The organism is Desulfocurvus thunnarius, from assembly GCF_055390965.1.
Map to the genome: position 1 here is coordinate 3,529,074 of NZ_AP042411.1, position 19,332 is coordinate 3,548,405.

At 67.8% G+C, this 19,332-nt stretch carries 19 protein-coding genes and 1 tRNA gene; 10 read left to right on the forward strand and 10 right to left on the reverse strand.

From position 1 onward, the window contains the following. Positions 1-37 precede the first annotated feature (37 nt). The 4 genes from ACZ5KV_RS15640 to ACZ5KV_RS15655 all read right to left on the reverse strand — a co-directional run bounded on the left by ACZ5KV_RS15640 (position 38) and on the right by ACZ5KV_RS15655 (position 5,180). Positions 38-1,414, reverse strand: a complete 1,377-nt coding sequence (locus ACZ5KV_RS15640; protein WP_464240215.1) for a replication-associated recombination protein A — start codon at positions 1,412-1,414, stop codon at positions 38-40. Beyond that, on the reverse strand, positions 1,407-2,126 hold the full coding sequence (locus tag ACZ5KV_RS15645; protein WP_464240216.1) for a 16S rRNA (uracil(1498)-N(3))-methyltransferase: 720 nt from the start codon (positions 2,124-2,126) through the stop codon (positions 1,407-1,409). Before ACZ5KV_RS15645 ends, ACZ5KV_RS15640 begins: the two co-directional genes overlap by 8 nt. 163 nt (positions 2,127-2,289) lie before the next feature. Next, positions 2,290-3,375, reverse strand: a complete 1,086-nt coding sequence (gene gcvT, locus ACZ5KV_RS15650) for a glycine cleavage system aminomethyltransferase GcvT (protein WP_464240217.1) — start codon at positions 3,373-3,375, stop codon at positions 2,290-2,292. 59 nt (positions 3,376-3,434) lie between these two features. After that, the gene (locus ACZ5KV_RS15655; protein WP_464240218.1) at positions 3,435-5,180 is read right to left on the reverse strand and encodes a hypothetical protein; all 1,746 of its coding nucleotides are present in this window, start codon (positions 5,178-5,180) and stop codon (positions 3,435-3,437) included. 673 nt (positions 5,181-5,853) lie between these two features. Here ACZ5KV_RS15655 and ACZ5KV_RS15660 point away from each other — a divergent pair. The 3 genes from ACZ5KV_RS15660 (at position 5,854) to ACZ5KV_RS15670 (ending at position 8,873) form a co-directional block, all read left to right on the forward strand. After that, positions 5,854-6,825 (forward strand): GAF domain-containing protein, encoded by a 972-nt coding sequence (locus tag ACZ5KV_RS15660; protein ID WP_464240219.1) that lies wholly within the window; start codon positions 5,854-5,856, stop codon positions 6,823-6,825. Positions 6,826-6,944: 119 nt separating this feature from the next. After that, positions 6,945-7,970: a rod shape-determining protein MreB gene (gene mreB / locus ACZ5KV_RS15665; protein ID WP_464240220.1), complete on the forward strand. Its 1,026-nt coding sequence runs from the start codon at positions 6,945-6,947 to the stop codon at positions 7,968-7,970. A 96-nt stretch (positions 7,971-8,066) separates the two neighbouring features. Continuing rightward, positions 8,067-8,873 carry an inositol monophosphatase family protein gene (locus ACZ5KV_RS15670; RefSeq protein ID WP_464240221.1) on the forward strand — a complete coding sequence of 269 codons (807 nt, stop codon included), beginning with the start codon at positions 8,067-8,069 and terminating at the stop codon, positions 8,871-8,873. 37 nt (positions 8,874-8,910) lie between these two features. Here ACZ5KV_RS15670 and ACZ5KV_RS15675 read toward each other — a convergent pair whose 3' ends face one another. Continuing rightward, positions 8,911-9,552 (reverse strand): NUDIX hydrolase, encoded by a 642-nt coding sequence (locus tag ACZ5KV_RS15675; protein WP_464240222.1) that lies wholly within the window; start codon positions 9,550-9,552, stop codon positions 8,911-8,913. Positions 9,553-9,613: 61 nt separating this feature from the next. Between ACZ5KV_RS15675 and rimI the strand changes: the two genes are divergently transcribed. From rimI to ACZ5KV_RS15700, 5 genes are all read left to right on the forward strand, one after another. Continuing rightward, complete coding sequence (gene rimI, locus ACZ5KV_RS15680; RefSeq protein ID WP_464240223.1) at positions 9,614-10,195, forward strand: ribosomal protein S18-alanine N-acetyltransferase; 582 nt, start codon at positions 9,614-9,616, stop codon at positions 10,193-10,195. Between the two features lie 115 nt (positions 10,196-10,310). Then, positions 10,311-11,489, forward strand: coding sequence for a phosphoglycerate kinase (locus tag ACZ5KV_RS15685; protein WP_464240224.1), 1,179 nt, complete (start codon positions 10,311-10,313; stop codon positions 11,487-11,489). A gap of 3 nt (positions 11,490-11,492) precedes the next feature. Then, positions 11,493-12,251 carry a triose-phosphate isomerase gene (tpiA, locus tag ACZ5KV_RS15690; RefSeq protein WP_464240225.1) on the forward strand — a complete coding sequence of 253 codons (759 nt, stop codon included), beginning with the start codon at positions 11,493-11,495 and terminating at the stop codon, positions 12,249-12,251. Positions 12,252-12,291: 40 nt separating this feature from the next. Beyond that, on the forward strand, positions 12,292-12,699 hold the full coding sequence (gene secG, locus ACZ5KV_RS15695) for a preprotein translocase subunit SecG (protein ID WP_464240226.1): 408 nt from the start codon (positions 12,292-12,294) through the stop codon (positions 12,697-12,699). Between the two features lie 19 nt (positions 12,700-12,718). Then, positions 12,719-12,805 (forward strand) — tRNA-Leu (locus ACZ5KV_RS15700). A gap of 185 nt (positions 12,806-12,990) precedes the next feature. On the opposite strand, the gene pdxR is transcribed toward ACZ5KV_RS15700, so the two are convergent. Next, positions 12,991-14,487, reverse strand: coding sequence for a MocR-like pyridoxine biosynthesis transcription factor PdxR (gene pdxR, locus ACZ5KV_RS15705; RefSeq protein ID WP_464240227.1), 1,497 nt, complete (start codon positions 14,485-14,487; stop codon positions 12,991-12,993). 103 nt (positions 14,488-14,590) lie between these two features. On the opposite strand from pdxR, the gene ACZ5KV_RS15710 reads away from it, so the two are divergent. Together ACZ5KV_RS15710 and ACZ5KV_RS15715 are read left to right on the forward strand one after the other, a co-directional pair. Then, positions 14,591-14,920, forward strand: a complete 330-nt coding sequence (locus tag ACZ5KV_RS15710) for a DMT family transporter (protein ID WP_464240228.1) — start codon at positions 14,591-14,593, stop codon at positions 14,918-14,920. A 35-nt stretch (positions 14,921-14,955) separates the two neighbouring features. After that, a complete protein-coding gene (locus tag ACZ5KV_RS15715) occupies positions 14,956-15,768 on the forward strand; it encodes a DUF169 domain-containing protein (protein ID WP_464240229.1) in 813 nt (270 codons plus the stop codon). Between the two features lie 98 nt (positions 15,769-15,866). Here ACZ5KV_RS15715 and ACZ5KV_RS15720 read toward each other — a convergent pair whose 3' ends face one another. From ACZ5KV_RS15720 to ACZ5KV_RS15735, 4 genes are all read right to left on the reverse strand, one after another. Continuing rightward, positions 15,867-16,391: an energy transducer TonB gene (locus ACZ5KV_RS15720; protein ID WP_464240230.1), complete on the reverse strand. Its 525-nt coding sequence runs from the start codon at positions 16,389-16,391 to the stop codon at positions 15,867-15,869. Beyond that, positions 16,388-16,813, reverse strand: coding sequence for an ExbD/TolR family protein (locus ACZ5KV_RS15725; RefSeq protein WP_464240231.1), 426 nt, complete (start codon positions 16,811-16,813; stop codon positions 16,388-16,390). The genes ACZ5KV_RS15720 and ACZ5KV_RS15725 overlap by 4 nt, the downstream gene beginning before the upstream one ends. A 1-nt stretch (position 16,814) precedes the next feature. Continuing rightward, positions 16,815-17,435 (reverse strand): MotA/TolQ/ExbB proton channel family protein, encoded by a 621-nt coding sequence (locus ACZ5KV_RS15730; RefSeq protein ID WP_464240232.1) that lies wholly within the window; start codon positions 17,433-17,435, stop codon positions 16,815-16,817. 76 nt (positions 17,436-17,511) lie between these two features. Next, a complete protein-coding gene (locus ACZ5KV_RS15735; protein ID WP_464240233.1) occupies positions 17,512-19,329 on the reverse strand; it encodes a GTP-binding protein in 1,818 nt (605 codons plus the stop codon). Positions 19,330-19,332 lie beyond the last annotated feature (3 nt).

A 19,332-nucleotide genomic window follows, 5' to 3' on the forward strand; every position in this document is an offset into this window, starting at 1 on the left:
CCTTCCGGGGCCCGAGGTCTTCGGGGTCCGTTCCACCCTATTTTTCCCGACCGGTGGTACCCTGTGCGTCCGGCGCGGGCGTGCCGGGTGCGTTTCCCCCGTCCTCCCCGTTCTCCGCGTCGTCCACGTCCTCCGCGTCCGGGCGCGGCAGGCTCTTCCACCACGCCGTCAGGCGCGGCTCCTCGCCGTTGTCGCGCGGGGTGTAGAAGCCGCCCGCCACGCCGTCGGGCAGGTAGCGCTGCGGCGCCCAGCCTCCGGCGAAGCTGTGCGGATACTTGTAGCCCTGGCCGAAGCCCCACTGCTTTTGCAGGCGGGTCGAGGCGTTGCGCAGGTGCAGCGGCACGGGGCGCATGCCATTCTCGCGGACCTCGCGCGCGGCCATGTGATAGGCCATGTAGCTGGAATTGCTCTTTTTCGCCAGGGCGAGGTAGACCACCGTCTCGGCCAGGGGGATGAAGCCCTCGGGCATGCCCACGAACTCCACGGCCTGCTGGCAGGCCACGGCCAGGGGCAGGGCGCGGGGGTCGGCCAGGCCCACGTCCTCCCCGGCGGAGAGGATCAGCCGCCGGGTGACGAAGCGCGGGTCCTCGCCGCTTTCCAGCAGGCAGGCCAGGTAGTAGAGCGCCGCATCGGGGTCGCTGCCGCGGATGGATTTGATGAGCGCCGAGGCCAGCTCGTAGTGCGAGTCGCCGTCGCGGTCGCCGCGCAGCACCACGTCGGGCAGCACGGCCTTCAGGCCCTCGGGGCCGCGCTCGGCCTCGGGCAGGGCGGCGGTGTATTCCACGAGGTTCAGCAGGGTCCGCGCGTCGCCCTGGGCCACGGCGGCCAGCACGTCCAGGCTGGCCTCGGGCAATTGCTGTTCCAGGGCGGCCATGCCCCGCGCGGCGACCTCGCGCAGGTCCTGGCGCGAGAGGGCCCGCAGCCGGTGGACGTGCAGCCGCGACAAAAGCTGGCGCGTCACCGAGAACGAGGGGTTCTCGGTGGTGGTGGCCAGCAGGGCGATTTCGCCGGATTCCAGGATGGGCAGGAAGAAGTCCTGCTGGGCCTTGGAGAAGCGGTGCAGTTCGTCGAGGATGAGCACCCGCTGGCCCTTGATGCGCTTGCGCAGGTCGGCCAGCCCGGCTTCCGGGGCGCTGACGCGCACGAAGGGCAGGCCCGAGAGCCGGGCCAGGAGCACCGCCAGGGTGGACTTGCCGCACCCCGGGGGGCCGAAGAAAAGCTGCGAGGGCAGGCGCGGCCCGCGGGCCATGGCCTCGACCTTGGCCCGGATGTGGCCCTGGCCGATGAATTCGTCGAAGGTCCGGGGCCGGATGCGGTCGGCCAGAGGCTGCCCGGCGCCGTGGGCCGGGGCGTCTCCGCCATGGTCGGGAGAATCGGGGTCGCCGGGAGCGGGATTGCGCGGGTTCTCAAGCATGGGCGCCGCCCCACCAGAACAGGGTCAGGGCCGCCAGGGCGGCGGTCTCGAAGCGCAGCACCGAGGGGCCCAGGCTGACGGCCGCGAACCCCGCCGCCGCCAGGGCGTCCACCTCGCGCGGGGTCAGCCCGCCCTCGGGCCCCAGCACGCAGAGCACGTCGCCGCCGTCCGCCGTGACCTCGGCGGGCCCCAGCAGGCGCGGGCGCTCCTGGTCTTCCCACAGCAGGTAGCGCCGGGGCGCGTCCGCTCCGGCCGCCAGCAGGGCGTCCAGGGAGGGCAGGGTGCGCAGCCCGGGCAGCCGGGGGTTGGCGCATTGTTTGGCCGCGGCGGCCAGGGCGGCGGTCCAGGTGTCCTTGGGCTGGTCGGGCACGCGGCCCTGGCTGTGGGCGGCCTGCCAGAACCAGATTTCCCTGGCGCCCAGCTCTACGGCCTTTTCCAGCAGCCAGCCGCGCCGGGCGGACTTGGCCCAGCCCACGGCCAGGATGGTTCGGCCCCGGGGCGCGGGGGCCGTGTGCTCTTCCAGCAGCTCCAGGGTCAGGGTCCGCCGGTCCACAGCCAGCACGCGGAACAGGCCCGTGCGGCCCGCGCCGTCGAGCCCGCGCAGGGTTTCACCCGGTGCCGTGCGCAACACGCGGCCCAGGTGGTGGGCCTCGGGTCCGTCGAGGACGAAGGGTTCGTGCCAGTGCCGGGGGTCGAGGAGGAAGGTCTTCATGGCGATGCTCTTAGCGCGGGCCGGGGCCGGGTGCAACAGCGCTGGACAACGGCCCCGGCGCTTGCCTCCGCCGGGCGCCCGGGCGGGTGCAACCGGTCGGCCTGAAACAAAAACCGCCCCGGACCGCACAGGGCGGGCCGGGGCGGTTTCGTTCGCGGTCGGCCTAGAGTTTCACGCGGGCCGTGCCCTGGGTGTAGAAGGGCAGGGTTCCCCGGACGGCGGTCAGGGGCTTGGCGCCCTTGCCCACCAGGAAATCGGTGGCCTCGGCGTGCCTGGCATCCACGTAGGCCAGGGCCACGGCGTGGCCGAGGCTGGGGGCGAAGGAGCCGCTGGTCACGCGGCCGACCGTCTCGCCCGAGGGCAGCAGCACGGGGTCGTCATGGCGCGCGGCGCGGCGGCCTTCGAGCGCCAGGGGGATGAGCGACTCGCGCACGTCGAAGGCTTTGGCCTTGCCGATGTAGTCGGCGTCGGACTTGAGGAACGCGGCCATGCCCGCCTCGGCGGGGGTGTGGGCCTCGTCGAGGTCCTGGCCGTAGAGGGCCATGCCCAGCTCCAGGCGCAAGGTGTCGCGCGCGCCCAGCCCGGCGGGCTTGACCAGCGGGTTTTCCAGCAGCAGCTCCCACAGGGCGTGGGCCTTGTCCTCGCGCAGGTACAGCTCGTAGCCCAGTTCGCCGGTGTAGCCCGTGCGGCTGACGACCATGGGATCGTCGCCGAACTCGGTGAGCTTGCAGGAGAAATAGGTCAGGAACGACCAGTCGAGGCCGGTGGCCTCGCTGAGCACGCGGCAGGACTCCGGGCCCTGGAGGTCGATCTTGGCGGTCATCTCCGAGATGTTCTCGAAGAACATGTCCTTGGGCAGGCGCGATTTGATCCAGGCGTAGTCCACGTCGATGCGCGCGCCGTTGACCACGAGCATGTACTCGTCGTCGGCCATGCAGTAGACGATGCAGTCGTCGATGATGCCGCCGTTTTCGTTGAGCAGGAAGCCGTAGCGGCAGCGCCGGGGGCCCAGGGTGGCCAGGTTGTGGGTCACGATGCGCGAGAGGGCGTCGCGGGCCTTGGCGCCGCGCAGCTTGAACTCGCCCATGTGGCAGATGTCGAAGACCGAGGCCTTGGTGCGGGTATGCTGGTGTTCTTCAAGAATGCCGCCGGAGTACTGGACGGGCATGTCCCATCCGGCAAAGGGGACCATCCTGGCGCCGTGGCTCACGTGCCAGGAATGCAGGGGGGTCTTGAATAGCTCGGACAACGAATTCACCTCGCGCACGGGTGGAAATAATAAGGAATTAGGCAACGGGCAAGCCCGGGCTATACAGCATATTCCAGGGGCTTGTCACCTGATTCCGCCCGGGTTTTCCGGATGGCCTTGAACTCGTCGAGGTGGGCCACCAGCCGCCCGTATTGCCTGCGCACCTCGCGGCCGTAGGCCGTCAGGTCCTCGTCGCGCCTGCGGATGTAGGTCCGGATGAGGTAGGCGTCCTGGAGCATGTTTTCGCCAAGGATGATGACGCTTTCCACCAGTTCGTCGAAGTAGTTGACGATTTCGTACTTGAGGTCGTTCAGCAGGGTGTTGGCCTGTTCCAGGGCCTCCAGGTGGCCCAGGCGCCCGCCCTTGTGGGCGCGGCGGCTCATGTCTTCCAGGGCCTGCACCTTGCGGGCCTGCTGGATGTAGCTGTATTTGGCCCAGACCTCCTGGTGCAGGTCGTGCATGGCGTTGAATGTTTCGTAGTAGTCCGGGTTGCGCAGGTAGGTGTCCAGCACCTTGGTGACGTTGGAGTAGAACTCGCCGGAGTAGCCGATGATCCTGCGCTGGTGCTTGGAGAGCCATGCGTAGAGGAACTTCAGGCGCTTTTCGTGGGTGTCGGTGTTTTCCACCACCTCGGTGCGCTTGTAGACGATGCGCCCGTTGTATTCGCCCCGGGCGATGTCGTTCAGGCGCAGGAACATGTTCGAGGCGTCCTTGATGATGTTGACCATGGCGTTGACGCGGCCCGAAAGGGGGTGGATGACCTCCTGGCGGACGACGGACAGCGCGCGGTCCTGGCGGACGTTGTCGCGGCTGAACTTGTGCTGGCGGTAGGTCACGCGCAGGATGACCACGCGCCGGGCGCGGTCCACGAAATAGCGGCCCTGGGCCAGCTTGCGCAACACATCCTTCTGTTCGCTGTCCACCTGCACCAGGGCGGTTTTTTCCACGCGCGGGTAGCGCCGGGTCAGCGGGTGGGCGTACAGGGTGGTGATGGTCCGGTCGGACTGGCCGAGCACGCGGACCATGAAATCCTCGCCCATGCGTTGCAGGCGGCGCGAGAAGAGCGCGCTGGAGGTCCGCCGTTCGGAGACGATGGGGAAGCCGTACAGTTCCATGAGGAACTGGTAGACGAACAGGCGGTTGCGCTCGTAGCGCGCGTTGTCGCCCGTGGAGAATTTGCCGATGCGCACGCCGAAGCGCTTGATCTCGGTGTCCAGGTCCGACGGGAAGGAGCCGTAGACCCCGGCCAGATGGAAGCCGCCGCCCCGGTCCTTGGCCAGCACGTGGGCGCGGTCCATCTGGAGCAGGAAGGGCAGGATGTCCGGGTAGTGCTCCAGGGCCGTCAGGTCCTTGCGCAGGAATTCCTTGCGGAAGGCCTCGTGGCAGCGCTTGGGCAGGCGGTTCAGGCAGGTCTGGCGGTTGCGCACCTGTACGGCGCGCTCCAGGGGGCAGGCGTTTTCCAGGCCCAGGTCGGCGTCGCCCAGCAGGTCGTGCAGGATGTCGAACTGGAAGACCTCGGAGAAGTAGGACAACGGCCGGGCCAGGGCGACCATGGAGAAGCCCGGCAGGTTGGAGTACTCGAAGGGGTCGGCCTCGAAGGAGGGCAGAAGCTCGCGCGACTCCACCAGCGGGTAGTCGGGCTGCTCGAAATAGGGCCGCAGCAGGCAGTGCTTGATCTGCACCCAGTCCAGGAAGCGCTTCAGGCGCGGGATGCTGTCGACCTGCAACGGCACGGGCCCGTCGTCCCCTGCCGTCAGGGGGAACTCGCGGACCTTGCCGAACGCCTGCTCCCAGGAAAATGCCATGCCGTTTTCGCCGTTGTCTCGGGGCGGCGGGCAGAGCGCCCGAACCCGCAGTGTTTCGCATTCTTTGTAATTTTAGCGGCACAAGGACGGATTGACAATACAAAAAACGTAAAATTTTATGCGGGAAAATGTATCGTTGCCAGTGGCGGGGTTTCTTCCGGCCTTGGCGGCCCGGAAGGGCGGCGCGGGGCGGAACGGAAAATCCTTTGCCTCCGCCGGGCTTCGGGCGTGCCCTGCCGGAAGGGTTGCGACGGCGTTTTCTTCATGCAATTGCGGTACACAGGGCGAGTGACTGCGTTGTGTCCTTTTCGCTGTTGCACGTCTCTAGTTTTTAGCCTGTATTGTCGTGGCACGGCGGTTGTGCGTTGTTTATTTTTCAGTGCTGTGTTGCTATTTGTCCAGTTCCGCATCGCCGCGGCCGGGGGCTGCGTCGCGTTGCGTCCGGAAGGCATCCGGACGCAGGGGCCTTGCCCGGCGCGTGGCCCTGCGCTATGTTCGGGAGTCGGGCCGAAGCGGGCCCGGGGCGCCGGGCCGGAAAAAGCGGTTTTGTTTTTTGCGGGCCTGTCGTAATTTCAGGCCTTCCCGCCGGATGGCGCCGATGGGTCCCCCGGGGCCCCGGCGCGCCCGGCGGTTCCACGCGCACGCCCCCACGGGCAGACCCGCAGCGAGAACCATGGGCACGGACAGTCTCATCAAGTTTCTGAACGTCGTCGGCAGCGTGTACGACGCCTATTCGGCCGTGCTCTTTCTGCCCGCCGTCACGGGCGAGGGCTTTTGCATCGCCGGCAAGTTCAGCCTGGGCGACGGCATCGACGATGCAACGCGCATCATGCCCGGCCAGGGGCTGGTGGGCTGGATTCTGCGCAACAAGCAGCCGCTGCTGATCAACAACTTCGACCAGAAGCGCAGCCACCTGGGCTACTACACGCCCCAGGACGAAAGCCAGATCAAGGCCTTCATGGGCTGCCCGGTGCAGGGCGGCGGGGCCCTGTGCGTGGACAGCCGCCGCCAGTATTCCTTCAGCGACAAGGACCAGAAGATCCTCGACCTGCTGGCCCGCCTGGCCTGCGACATCCAGAGCAACGAGTTCCTCATCGGCCAGGCCGTGGAGGAGAGCCGTTTCTACCGCACCCTGCAACACATGCTGGACCTGCGCACACGCTCCCCGCGCTGGTCGGCCTACCTGGGGGCGTTTCTGGAGCTGCTGGCCCAGGCCACGGGCTTCGCGCATTGCTTCCTGGCCGCGCGTGACGAGAACGGCGCCAACTACTTCCTGGAGGGCGTGCCCGCCGGGTTCTTCCCGTCCCATGTGCCCCATCCGGGCATGGTGCCCATCAAGAGCGGGCTGGTGGGCTATGTGTTCAACTCCGGGCAGGCCGTGTTTTCCGGCGACCGGAGCTGCTGCCCGGCGGGGCGCTCGCTCTTCGGCAAGGACGTTCCCGCGCCGGACCTGGGCAGCTTCGTGCTGCTGCCCGTGGTCTTCGGGCGCAAGACCCGGGGCGTGCTGACCCTGTGCGCCCCCGGGGTGGTCGGCGTGACCCCCGCCATGCGCACCTTCCTGGGGCAGGCCACGGCCAACCTCTCGCTTTTTCTCGAAAATCTCTACCTGCAATCCCGACTGGCCAGCCTCGCCCCCGGGTCCTGAAATTTCTCTGCGCGCCCATTGCCGTCCGGGTCCGCTTCGGATATAAATTCCAGAGCGGGTAGAAATACTCTAGACTTTTTCTGTGTCACGGCACGACAACCCGCACAAGGGGTTCTCCTATGTTTTTGAAGCGCCTCCTGGGGATGCTGGGCAAAGACCTGGCCATGGACCTCGGCACGGCCAACACCCTGTTGTATACGCCCAAGGAAGGCATCGTGCTCAACGAGCCCTCCGTGGTGGCCATCGACACCAAGACCGGCAACGTCATCGCCGTGGGCAAGGAGGCCAAGGACTTCCTCGGGCGCACGCCCGAGCGCATCCGCGCCATCCGGCCCATGAAGGACGGCGTCATCGCCGACTTCGAGGTCACCAAGGAGATGATCGCCTTCTTCATCCGCAAGGTCATCCGGGGCATGTCGCTGGTCAAGCCGCGCATCGTCATCTGCGTGCCCACGGGCATCACCCAGGTGGAGAAGCGCGCGGTCATCGAAAGCGGGCTCCAGGCCGGGGCGCGCGAGGTCAAGCTCATCGAGGAGCCCATGGCCGCGGCCATCGGCGCCGGGCTGGCCATCGAGGAGCCCATCGGCAACATGGTCGTGGACATCGGCGGCGGCACCACCGAGGTGGCCGTCATATCCCTGTCCGCCGTGGCTTACGCCGAGTCCGTGCGCGTTGCGGGCGACGAGATGAACGAGGCCATCCAGCGCTATTTCCAGGACCGCTATCAACTGCTCATCGGCGAGAACATGTCCGAGAAGGTCAAGATGCTGCTGGGCAGCGCCGCGCCGCTGGAAGAGACGCTGGTGGGCGAGGTGTCGGGCAAGAACATCGTGGACGGCACCCCGCGCAGCATCGAGATCACCGACGCCCAGGTGCGCGAGGCCATCCGCGAGCCCGTGGCGGCCATCGTCATGGCCGTCAAGCGCGCCCTGGAAAAGACGCCGCCCGAACTGGTGGGCGACATCGCCCGCAACGGCCTGTTGCTCGCGGGCGGCGGCGCGCTGCTCAAGGGGCTGGACCGGCTCATCAGCCAGGAGACCAACCTCTCGGTCATCGTGGACGACGACCCGCTGACCACCGTGGTGCGCGGCACGGGCCGCAGCCTCGCCGAGGACAAGCGCTTTTCCAAGGTCTGGATCAACTAGCCGAACCGGGCCCGGTCCGCATTGCTGCGGCGCAAGGGGCGGCCTCGGGCCGCCCTTTTGCTGCCCGGCGCGCGGCGGGGCCCCAGGGAGCCGCCAATGAACGCCTTCGTCACCCCAGTGCTGCTGGGGGCCGCCCTGGCCGCCGTACACGAGGCCGGGCAGTGCATCCTCGACGCCCGGACCCGCCCGCGCACCATCCGCCACAAGGGGCGCATCGATCTGGTCACCGAAACGGACCTGGCCTCGGAAGCCCTGCTCAAGGAGCGCCTGGGGCCGCTGCTGCCCGGGGCGGGGTTCATGGCCGAGGAGAGCGCGGCCAGCCGCGTGCCCGGCGAACTGACCTGGATCATCGACCCCCTGGACGGCACGACCAACTTCGCCCACGGGCTGCCCGTGGTGGCCGTGTCCGTGGGCCTGTGGCGCGCGGGGGAGCCCGTGCTGGGCATCGTGGCCGTGCCCGCCCTGGGCGAGACCTTCCACGCCGTGCGCGGGCAGGGCGCCTTCCTCAACGGCGCGCCCATCCGCGTGAGCGAGACAGCCGAGCCCATGGACGCCCTGGTGGCCACGGGCTTTCCGTATTCCGTGGCCGAGGACATGGAGTTCATCATGGGCCCCATGGGCCGGGTGCTGCCCGCAACGCGTGGGCTGCGGCGCATGGGCGCCGCGGCGGCGGACCTTGCCTACGTGGCCTGCGGGCGGCTGGACGCCTTTTACGAAATCCGCCTGAAGCCGTGGGACACCACGGCGGGCTGGCTGCTGGTGGAGGAGGCGGGCGGGCGCGTCACGCGCTTCGACCCCCGCAGCCCCTACACCCCGGGCGCCCCGAGCATCCTGGCCTCCAACGGCCGGGTCCACGAGGCCATGGCCGCCCTGGTGCTTGGCGACGGGCCGGATTTGGCGTAGCGGGCCCCCCGAAACGGCGATCCGTAGCGCCAGCGGGTCAGGGCTCCTCGTCGTCCGGTGCCTCGTCGGGCTCCTCATCTGGTTCGTCGTCCGGCGCGTCGCCGCCTTGTTTCCCGGGGGTGGGGGGGGCGGGCCGCCCGGGGCGCTCCGGGCGGAACACCAGGTCGCGTTCCCAGAAACTGACCAGCGAGGGTGTCAGCATTTCACGGAAATTGGCGACCATGGCGTCGAGTTCGTCGCGGTCCACGAACAGGCCGTCCTCGATTTCGGCGGGGTCGGGCAGCAGCGGGCCGGGGCAGACCCCGGCGGAGAAGAGCGTGGTGAAGCCGTAACCCGTCTCGGGGCAGGCGACAGCCTGGGCCAGCCGCGTCAGGTTCGCCCCGCCCAGGCCCAGTTCCTGGCGCAGGCCGCGCAGGGCCGCGTCCTTGCAGGCTTCTCCGGCCAGCACCGGCCCGGCGGCCGAAAGGTCCCAGCGCCCGGGGTACAGGGCCTTGGTCCGGGCGCGTTTTTGCAGGAAGACCCGCCCCGCCGCGTCGTAGACCAGCACCAGCACCGTGCGGTGGAACAGCGCCTGGCGCCGGGCTTCGGCCAGGGGCATGACGCCCAGGGGCCGGTCCTGCCCATCGACGATCTCGACGGCGTCCGGGGGCTGGGCTATGGTGCGGGAGTGTCTGGACATGGCGCGCTGCATCGCCGCGCACACTAGCAAAGGCCCCGGGGGGCCGCAACGGGGGAGGGGCATGGACGACGCGCGCGACACCGCCGCCGGTGAGACCGGGGCCGCATCCGCTGCCGCTCCCGGCGCTCCCGCCGCCGGGGACTACCGTTTCGCCCGCCTGGGGCCGGACGACCTGCCCGAACTGGTGGCCCTGGAGCGGCGCTGTTTTTCCATGCCCTGGGGCGAGCGCGAGTTCCGCCTGGGGCTGGAAGGGCGGGTGTTCAAGGTCTTCGGGCTCTTCGGGCCCGGGGGGCTGGCGGCTTACGTGTCCTTCCACCACGTGGCCGACGAGATGGAAATCCTGAACATCGCCGTGCGCCCGGAATTGCGCCGCCGGGGCCTGGGGGCGCGGCTGCTGGGGCTGGCCCTGGGCATCTGCGCGGAAATGGGCGTGCGCGTGGCCGCGCTGGAAGTGCGCACGGGCAACGCCCCGGCCCTGGCGCTCTACGCCCGTTTCGGCTTCGTCCGGACCGGGCTGCGCCGGGGGTATTATGCCGATACCGGCGAGGACGCCGTGCTCATGAGCCTGGAGCTGCCCGCCCCGCCCCGGGGCCGGGGCGCGCCGGGGGCCGCCGAAGGCCTGGATAATTCCGGCGCCGCGTAGTACAGCATCGTACGGGCCGCCGCGTGCGGCCTGCCGTGACTGAACACAAGGCCGCAGCATGACCCGACCCGGGGCCCCGTTGCCCCGCGCGGCCCAATCCTCAAGGAGAAACGCCATGATCCGCTGCATCGACGAAATGGATCTCAAGGGCAAAAAGCTGCTCGTGCGGGTGGACTTCAACGTGCCCCTGAAGGACGGGGCCATCGTCGACGACAACCGCATCCGGGCCAGCCTGCCGACCCTGCGCCTGGCCCTGGAGCGCGGCGCCGCGCTCATCCTGTGCTCGCACCTGGGCAAGCCCAAGGGGCAGGTGCGCCCCGAGTTCTCCCTCAAGCCCGTGGCCGAATATCTGGCCGGGCTGCTGGGTCGCGAGGTGGCCATGGCGCCGGACTGCGTGGGCCCCGAGGTCGAACGCATGGCGGCCATGCTCGGCCCCGGCGGCATCCTGATGCTCGAAAACCTGCGCTTTCACAAGGAGGAGGAGGCCGGCGACGACGCCTTCGGCGCGGCCATGGCCGCCCTGTGCGACGTGTACTGCTGCGACGCCTTCGGCACGGCCCACCGCGCCCACGCCTCCATGACCGCCATCCCGGCCCATGTCCGCGAAAAGTGCGCGGGCCTGCTGCTCATCAAGGAATGGAAATACCTCGGCCAGGCCCTGGCCGACCCTGCGCGGCCCTACGTGGCCATCTCCGGCGGGGCCAAGGTCTCCACCAAGCTGGGCATCCTGCGCAACCTGCTGTCCAAGGTGGACAAGCTCATCGTCGGCGGGGCCATGGCCAACACGTTCTTCCTGGCCCAGGGCCACGGGGTGGGCACCTCGCTGGTGGAGCCCGACCTCGTGGGCGAGGCCCGGGCCGTGCTGGACGAGGCCGCCCGGCGCGGGGTGGAGCTCCTGCTGCCCGTGGACTGCGTGCTCGGCTCCGGGCCCGACGCCCCGGCCGCCGGGGCCACCGTTCCCGTGGACGCCGTGCCCGAGGGCCAGATGATTCTCGACGCGGGCCCGGCCTCCGTGGCGCGCTGGGCCAAGGCCCTGGCCGGGGCGGGCACCGTGGTCTGGAACGGCCCCGTGGGCCTGTTCGAGAACCCGGCCTTCGCGGCGGGTTCCACCGGGCTGGCCCGGGCCGTGGTGGAATCCGGCGCCCTGACCATCATCGGCGGCGGCGACACCGGCGCGGCCCTGACCGTGGCCGGACTGGCCGACAAGGTGTCCTTCGTCTCCACCGGCGGGGGCTCGTTCCTGGAACTCATGGAGGGCAAGGACATGCCCGCCTTCAAGGCCCTGGAGGTCTAGCCCGTGAAGAAGCTCATGGCCGCCAACTGGAAGATGTACAAGACCGCCGAGGAGGCTTTCGACACCGCCGCCGAGCTGGTGGCCCTGTGCGGGGCCGCCCTGCCCGACGACCGCGAGGTGCTGGTCATCCCGCCGTTCACGGCCCTGCGCCGCACCGGGCAGGCCCTGGCGGGCAACCCGGACTTCCTGCTGGGCGGGCAGAACTTCTACCCCGAGGAGGAGGGCGCCTTCACCGGCGAAATCTCCCCGGCCATGCTGCTGGACGTGGGCTGCGCCTTCGCCCTGGCCGGGCACTCCGAGCGCCGCCACGTCATGGGCGAGGCCGACGAGATGGTCGGGCGCAAGGTGGCCTTCGGCCTGGAAAAGGGGCTGGGCGTGATTCTGTGCGTCGGCGAACGCATCGAGGAGCGCCGGGCCGGGCAGGTCGAGGAATTGCTGCGCATCCAGTTGGAGAAGGGCCTGGCCGGGGTGCCGCGCGACGTGGCCCCCGGGCGGCTGGTGGTCGCCTATGAGCCCGTGTGGGCCATCGGCACCGGCGAGGTCGCCGGGCCGAAGGAGATCGTCCACGCCCATGGCTTCGTGCGCCAGGAGCTGGTGCGCGCCTTCGGCGACGCCGGGCATGAAATGCGCATCCAGTACGGCGGCAGCGTCAAGCCCGAGAACGCCTCCGAGATTATTCACCTTGACAACGTGGACGGCGTGCTGGTAGGAGGCGCAAGCTTGCGGGCCGACAGTTTCAGCCGCATAGTCCTGGCCGATTGACGCGCCGGGAACCGCAAGAGCGCCCTCAGGAGGAACTTACTTGGAAGCCCTGGTTTTGACCCTGCACGTCCTGGCGTGCATCATTCTCGTCGTTCTCGTGCTCCTGCAATCCGGCAAGGAAGGCATGGGCGTGATCTTCGGCGGCGGTTCGTCGTCCATGTTCGGCGGCTCCGGCGCCGGTGGCCTGCTGACCAAGCTGACCGCCTTCCTGGCCGTGGTCTTCCTCGTGACCTCGCTGCTCTACAACATCCTGACCGGCTCCAAGGCCGACGACCAGGGCGGTTCGGTCATCATCGGCCAGCCCGCCGTGGAAGAGGTCGTGCCCGCGCCCGAGGCGCCCGCCAAGCCCTTCGACAGCATCCAGGTCGAGGAAGAGCCCAAGGCCGACGCGCCCAAGGCCGAAGAGCCCAAGGCCGACGCGCCGAAAACCGACGCGCCCGCCCAGTAGGCGCCCGGGCGATTCCTGCGCCGAAGTGGTGGAACTGGTAGACACGCCATCTTGAGGGGGTGGTGACCTCACGGTCGTGGGAGTTCGAGTCTCCCCTTCGGCACCAGAAAATCAAAGGGTTCCGGCTTACTGCCGGAACCCTTTTTCTTTTTTATCCGGCAATATACGCGACCGTCTTCTTTCGGTGTGATTTGCCCCCGGGGCAAAGTGGTGGGTCAAAGCACCCGGAATCACCGTTCGGCATCAACACGCGAAGACGGCGGCAGTCGCTCAATCGCTCGATTGTGGCTTTCAGGCCTCCAACACCCGGGCGAGCGTACGCACGCCGGATGCAATCGCCTCCGGGCCAACAGCGGCAAATCCGAGCAGCAATCCCGGTTTCACGGGGTGCGTCCTGGCATAAATCGACAGGGGGAGGCTTTCGATTCCTGCCTGGGCCGCCAGGAGGGCGACACTCTTGTCGTCCCTGTCGCCAGGAAGAAATGTCGGCGTGTCCAGTCCCATGGTGATTTTCGGAATATCAAGCAGCCCTGGCAGATAGACATCTGCAGCTTGCCGCAAGGCCTGGGCGCGTTCGGCATAGAGCAGCCGCATGCGCCGCACATGGCGGCCTAAATGGCCTTCGGCAATGAATTCGTGCAACGTGCTTTGGGCCATAAGGGCGACGTGGCGGGCGGTCAGGGACAAGGCCGCGGTGAACGGGGCAATCAATTGATCGGGCAACACGGCATAGGAAATACGGAGAGAGGGGAAGAGCAGTTTGCTGAAAGTCCCGCAATAGATCACTCGCCCCGCTTCATCCAGGCCCTTCATGGCGGAGAGCGGCGCGCCTTCGTAGCGGTACTCACTGTCGTAGTCGTCTTCAATCACGATGGCATCGTGCCGACAGGCCCAGTTCAGCAGGGCGAGGCGCCGATCCAGCGCCAGCACGGAGCCCAGGGGAGATTGCCTCCCGGCCGTGACGTATGCCAAGCGTGCATTGGGAGCCTGATTGCGAGCGAAAGCCACATCCATGCCATTGGAATCCACCGGAATGTCCACGATTTTTGCGCCTGCGGCGGCGAATATCAAGTGGGCGGCGGGATATCCGGGGTCCTCGACCCATACTTCGTCTCCCGGATCAAGCAAGAGCCGGGCGCTGATATCAAGTATCTGCTGGACGCTCCCCACCAACACCACCTGCTCGGCGGAGCAGGATATCCCACGGCTGGAACGGAGGTAACCAGCGATCGCCTCGCGCAACGGCTTGTAGCCGCGAGCGTCACCATCCATAAGGAGCTCCGGCCGCAGCCGACGGGATTTGCTTGAGGCAATGCGCGTCCACAGCTCAATGGGAAATGCTGTGACATCCGGTTGGTTGGTGCGGAATGCCTTTGCCGGAAAAGAGCGCCCGGCGACGCTGAACGGCGTCATGGACAGCTTCTTGCCCCGGGCGGACAAGGCCGCGGTCGGCGCCTCGCTTGGCACCATGTTTGTCGGTTCCGCCACACCGCCTTTTGGTGCGAGCGGCCTGGGAGGCAGGTCCGGCAATTCCGGGGCAACAAAGCTGCCCTGTCCCGTTGCTCCCCGGATGTATCCTTCCGCGCCCAACTGGTCATACACCGCCAGCACCGTGCCGCGGGATATCTTCAATCGCAGTGCCAGGTCGCGGGTGGCAGGCAGGCGGGAACCCGGCACAAGCCTGCCCGAAAGGATGGCTGTGCGAATCTCATCATACAGCCACCGTTGAAGCGTCATCCCTTCCCGCCTTGGCGTTAAGGCGATCTCGATATCAGCGGCCTGTCGCATGCCCCGTGCCTCATAATGGCCCAATTGAATTTTCGTTTATGGTCCTACCAATTGTGCCATATCATCGATACTCTCAGCGCACAATCGTCAAACAGGAGAATGCATGGGGTATCTGTATCTTTCCCTGGCAATCGTTACAGAAGTGGTCGGAACCAGCGCTTTGCACGCTTCGCAAGGATTCACCAGGTTACGCCCTGGAATTATTGCAATTGTAGCTTATGGAGTATCGCTATATATGTTGTCTCTCGTGCTTAAGACAATACCAGTAGGTGTTGCCTATGCAATATGGTCAGGAGTTGGGATATCGCTCATTGTCATAATCGGGGCAATCCTGTTTGATCAGCATCCTGATATTCCAGCAATAATAGGAATTGTAATGATAATGACCGGAGTTGTGATCATAAATATGTTCTCAAAAAATGTCGGCCATTGAATACACACTGTAAGTATTTTATAAAAGGAGCTACTATGGAAAGTTTGATCGCCAAAAAACTCCGCCCGGAGTTTGATCCGGTGGCTGTTGTTTGGAGCGACACCCTGCCTGCGGATGCATTTCAGTTCAAAAAAGGCAAATTCGGGTGTGTCCTCTATTTATTCGCAGCGGCAAGCGTAGACGGCAGAATTGCGGGCGCTAGCCGTGAGAGCATCACCTGCACCGGAGGTCGCGCGGCTTTGGGCTTTGGGTGCGATTTCGATATATCGGACGAGCAGTTGGATCTGCATGCCGCCCTGTTCAGCAAGGGGCTTCAATCCACAAACAACCTGACCGCCTATCAATTACAAATAGAGGCTGCGCCAAAAAACTGGCGCAGTATGTACGAGTATGGCGAGCGCAGGCACTGTACGACGGAATTGGCCAGAGAGTGGATTCTTCGTGAATTTCCGCGCTACGACATAGGGTATAGGTATGTTCTGTTCAAGCCGATGAACCTCACCTCTGATGATGAAAATATCCGGGCCGTCATCTTCCCGGTCAATCCGGTTGAGTTGGCCGGCCTTGTGACGCTCGCGGGGTCGGTCATGCGCGGAACCGATCCCCTCCGGGCTCCCCAGGGCACCGACTGTTGCAGCATCGCGGCTTTTGCCTATGCCGAGGCGGAACTCGCGGCTCCCAGGGCGGTGCTGGGCATGCTGGGGAGCGATGGTCGAGAGGTCATGCACAGACGTTTCCGGGACGATATCATGACGCTTACTCTGCCTGCCCCCCTCTTCTTTCGGATGGAGCAGGAAGCAGAGAACTGTATTTTCCAACTTGCGTCGTGGGAAAAGTTCTTCGTATAAGTGTAAATCGGCCCTGGCCCCGCGCTTCACCCGGCCCGCGGCCATCGGGCCGGGCCGGCGACCCGGAACGGCGGGCCGAAGCGGCGCCCGGCCGCGCCTCAGCGGAGCCCGTACTGGTATTTGACCTGCAGGAGGATCGGGATGTCGCCCGTGCCGAGGAGGGCTGGGCGGCGCACCACGCCGCTGGCGGCCGCGATGGCCCGGCGCGCGGCGGCGTCGAGGGGCGCGGAGCCGGAGCTTTGGCGCAGGGTGGGGGGGCTGAAGGTGCCGTCGGCAAAGCTTACGAAGGCGAAAGTGGCCACGCCGATGAGATTCTCCTCGCCGCCGTCCAGCCTGCGGGCGTGCACGGCGGCCTCCACCGCGTCGAGATAGTCGAAGAAGGCCCGCCGCCGTCGGTCGGCCGCGCGGCTTTGCTCCACATAGCCCGGAGGCGGGGCCTCCATGCCGATGCTGCCTGTCTGCCCGTCCATGGGCGCCAGCGCCAGTGAATCCATGTCGATCTGCGCCAGATACTCCGTGCCCTCCCCGTTTTGCTGCACAAGGCCGAGGGCGAGCTGCGCCGCGCCCCAGTGCAGGAAGCAGGAGAGGACCAGCCCGGCGCAGAGCCGTTCCCGGTCCGTCACGGCCGCACCGCGTCCGCCGGGCTGGAGGTGGCGATGAGCATCTTCTCGCCGCCCTGCATGCGCACCTCGTCCACCAGGAAAATGAGCGCCTCCACCGGAGCCTTGGGTGCGGCGATGAGCACCAGCCTGCCGGGCTTTTCGCGGAAACCCGTGACCAGGTCGCGCAGCTTGTCGCGGACCATGTCCCGGGGCAGGGCGACGCCCTCGCAGGTGATGCCGCCGTCTTCGAGCAGGCGCAGCTCGACCACGCGGCCGGAAAGGGGCTGGCTGCTGCGGGCGGCGGGCAGCTCCACCTCCAGCCCGCGCACGGTGAAGGCCGCAGCCAGAACGAAAAAGATGAGCAGGATGAAGACCATGTCGATGAGCGGCGTGAGGGCGCTTTCATCCGGCGCTTCGGCCGCGCGCTGGGACAGGCGCAGCATGTCAGGCTCCTTCCCGCTCCGGGCCGGGCGCGGCGGCACCGGCCTCGACCATCAGGGCGGTATTGCCCGCCGCGTCGAGCATCCGCGCCACGCGCCGCGCGCGTCCGGAGAAAACGGACAGGGAAAACTGCGCCGGGATGGCGATGCACAGGCCCGCCGCCGTGGTGATGAGCGCCTGCCAGATGCCTGCCGCCAGCAGGGTCATGTCCACGCCCGCCGTGGCGCTGGCGATATGGGAAAAGGTGCCGATCATGCCCGTGATGGTTCCCAGAAGGCCCATGAGCGGAGCCAGCCGCGCCAGGGTGGCCAGCAGCGAAAGCCTGCGCTCGAGTTGGCCCAGGGTCTGCTCCCCGGCCAGGCGCAGGGCGGCCTCGCGCTTTGGCAGCGCGGGCGCGGCCATGATTCCGGCAAAGTTCTGCAAAAGCGGCACGGCGCGCATGCGCTCCGCCACGGGGGCGATGTCGCCCTGGCGCAGGGCGGCCTGGAGCTGCCTGTCCAGGGCCTCGTCCGGCAGGGGGCAGGCGGCAAAGGCCAGGGCGCGTTCCACGATCACGGCCAGCGCCATGATGGAGACCGCCAGCAGCGGCCACATCATCCAGCCCCCAAGAGTCATGAGATTCATCTGTCTTTCTCCGCTGTCAGGTGGGTGATCCGGGCCGTCGCCGGGCGGTCCGGACATGCTCCGGCATCCGGTTCCGTCAGGCCGCGGGGCCGCTCGGGTCCGCCCCGGCCAGGGCGTCCGCCAGCGCCTCGCGGGGCGCCAGATCGATGCCGATGAAAACCAGATACCGCGAGTTCTCGTCTTCCGGGGCCGCTTCGAATTCCAATTGGCCCGCCGCGTATTGCACCACGGCGGGCACAACGCGCCCGTCGTGCAGCAAGTTCACGATGCCCTTGGCCCGGCACAGCCCGGGCCCGGCGGCGTCCAGCATCTGCCGCAGCCCGTTTTCATCCACCGGGGTCCGCATGGGGATGGTGTGCGAGGTGAACCCTTCCTCCACATGGGTGCCCAGGCCGTCTTGAGCCTGCGCCAGGGTGTGGAGCCGGGGCTGGCGCGACGGCGGGCGCGTTCGCGCGTCCTGCCAGTCCGCCAGGAAGGCGTCCAGCCGGGCGAAGGCGATGTTGCCCTGCACGGCGGGCAGGATGCAGGCCTTGGCGTTGCAGGCGCGCAAGGCACGCAGGATGTCCCCGAAGTCGCTTTCCGCCACGGCGTCGGCCTTGTTGGCGATGATGACGTCCGCCTGCTCGACCTGCGCCAGACGCACCCCGGAAACGCCCCGCGCCGCATACCCGCCGCGCCGCCATTCCAGGGCATCGACCACGGTGACGACCAGCCCCGGCTGGACGAACTCCGCGAGGTCGCCCAGGGAGCGCAGTATGTTGGCGGGGTTGGCCAGCCCCGTGGTTTCCAGGATGACCTGCTCCGCCGGGGCCGCGGCCAGCAGCCGTTGCAGGCCGGGGCGCAGGGTGTCGGCCAGGGAGCAGCAGACGCAGCCTTCGTCGAGCGCTTCGACCCGCGTTTCGCTGCGGGTCAGGGCGGCGTCCAGGCCGATCTGTCCGAATTCGTTCTGGATCACGGCGGCATAGCGCTCGCGCCCGTTGAGAAAGTCGAGCCAGCGGCGCAGAAAGGTCGTCTTGCCCGAGCCGAGGAACCCCGTGAGCACGTGCATGACGGGCAGGCTGGACAGTTCGTCCGGGCGGGGGGCATAGCGCCCCGGCAGCCGGGAGAGCTTCTTGCCGGGGGCGGCGGCGCTGTGCGGGGCGCCGCCGAAAACGGCCGCGATGTGCATCCGCCAGCCCGGCTCCGGCGCCTGGGGGCCTTCCTGGGCCGCCAGGGCTGTCCGGTGCAGGCGCACGTCCGGCTCAGCATCCAGCAGATGGGCTGCCGTGCCCGCCAGGGCGGCGAAAAGGCGCAGCAGCAAACGGAAGGCGGGCACGTCGCACTCCAGGCCGCCCGGGGGCACCAGCCATTGCGGCACGGCCTGGGCGCCGCTGCCGCCGCCGTCCGCTTCCGGCGGAATGGGGATGCCCGCCGCCGACACCACCCGCAGCCGCGCCGGGGCCGACAGGCGCAGGGACAGCCACGAGCCGTCCAGCGCGGCGGCAAGGTCCAGATGCCCCAGGCAGAAGGGGGCCAGGGCCTCGGCATGCGCCGAAAGCTCGCGCACGGCATCGGCGTAGTCCGGCCCCAGGGCGATTTCCAGCGCCCGCAGGGGGAAGCTGTCCAGAAGGTCGCTCTGCGCGGCGGGGAACACAGAGGCCGCAAAAGTTCCGCGCAGGGCGTCATTGTCCACGTGTTCATCCAGGAAAACCAACCCGAAGACATGGGCCAGGGGCGCCACGCGGCAGGTCCAGGCCGGACCGTACAGCGCCGAGGGGCGGACACCGCGCCAGCCCAGGGCGCGGGCCTGCCTGCGGTCGAGGTGGATGCCCGAAAGCAGGGCCGTCAGGATGGAGGGGCTTTCCGGGCTCGTCGTGGGGTCCAGCGGGCGCGGCAGCAGGGTGTGCAGACGCATGGC

Bases quoted from the DNA above. Each gene is read 5' to 3' on its own strand.
- ACZ5KV_RS15640 (WP_464240215.1), bottom strand. From the start codon at position 1,414: ATGCTTGAGAACCCGCGCAATCCCGCTCCCGGCGACCCCGATTCTCCC.
- ACZ5KV_RS15645 (WP_464240216.1), bottom strand. From the start codon at position 2,126: ATGAAGACCTTCCTCCTCGACCCCCGGCACTGGCACGAACCCTTCGTC.
- ACZ5KV_RS15655 (WP_464240218.1), bottom strand. From the start codon at position 5,180: ATGGCATTTTCCTGGGAGCAGGCGTTCGGCAAGGTCCGCGAGTTCCCC.
- ACZ5KV_RS15660 (WP_464240219.1), top strand. From the start codon at position 5,854: ATGGGCACGGACAGTCTCATCAAGTTTCTGAACGTCGTCGGCAGCGTG.
- mreB (WP_464240220.1), top strand. From the start codon at position 6,945: ATGTTTTTGAAGCGCCTCCTGGGGATGCTGGGCAAAGACCTGGCCATG.
- ACZ5KV_RS15670 (WP_464240221.1), top strand. From the start codon at position 8,067: ATGAACGCCTTCGTCACCCCAGTGCTGCTGGGGGCCGCCCTGGCCGCC.
- ACZ5KV_RS15675 (WP_464240222.1), bottom strand. From the start codon at position 9,552: ATGTCCAGACACTCCCGCACCATAGCCCAGCCCCCGGACGCCGTCGAG.
- rimI (WP_464240223.1), top strand. From the start codon at position 9,614: ATGGACGACGCGCGCGACACCGCCGCCGGTGAGACCGGGGCCGCATCC.
- ACZ5KV_RS15685 (WP_464240224.1), top strand. From the start codon at position 10,311: ATGATCCGCTGCATCGACGAAATGGATCTCAAGGGCAAAAAGCTGCTC.
- pdxR (WP_464240227.1), bottom strand. From the start codon at position 14,487: ATGCGACAGGCCGCTGATATCGAGATCGCCTTAACGCCAAGGCGGGAA.
- ACZ5KV_RS15710 (WP_464240228.1), top strand. From the start codon at position 14,591: ATGGGGTATCTGTATCTTTCCCTGGCAATCGTTACAGAAGTGGTCGGA.
- ACZ5KV_RS15715 (WP_464240229.1), top strand. From the start codon at position 14,956: ATGGAAAGTTTGATCGCCAAAAAACTCCGCCCGGAGTTTGATCCGGTG.
- ACZ5KV_RS15725 (WP_464240231.1), bottom strand. From the start codon at position 16,813: ATGCTGCGCCTGTCCCAGCGCGCGGCCGAAGCGCCGGATGAAAGCGCC.
- ACZ5KV_RS15730 (WP_464240232.1), bottom strand. From the start codon at position 17,435: ATGAATCTCATGACTCTTGGGGGCTGGATGATGTGGCCGCTGCTGGCG.
- ACZ5KV_RS15735 (WP_464240233.1), bottom strand. From the start codon at position 19,329: ATGCGTCTGCACACCCTGCTGCCGCGCCCGCTGGACCCCACGACGAGC.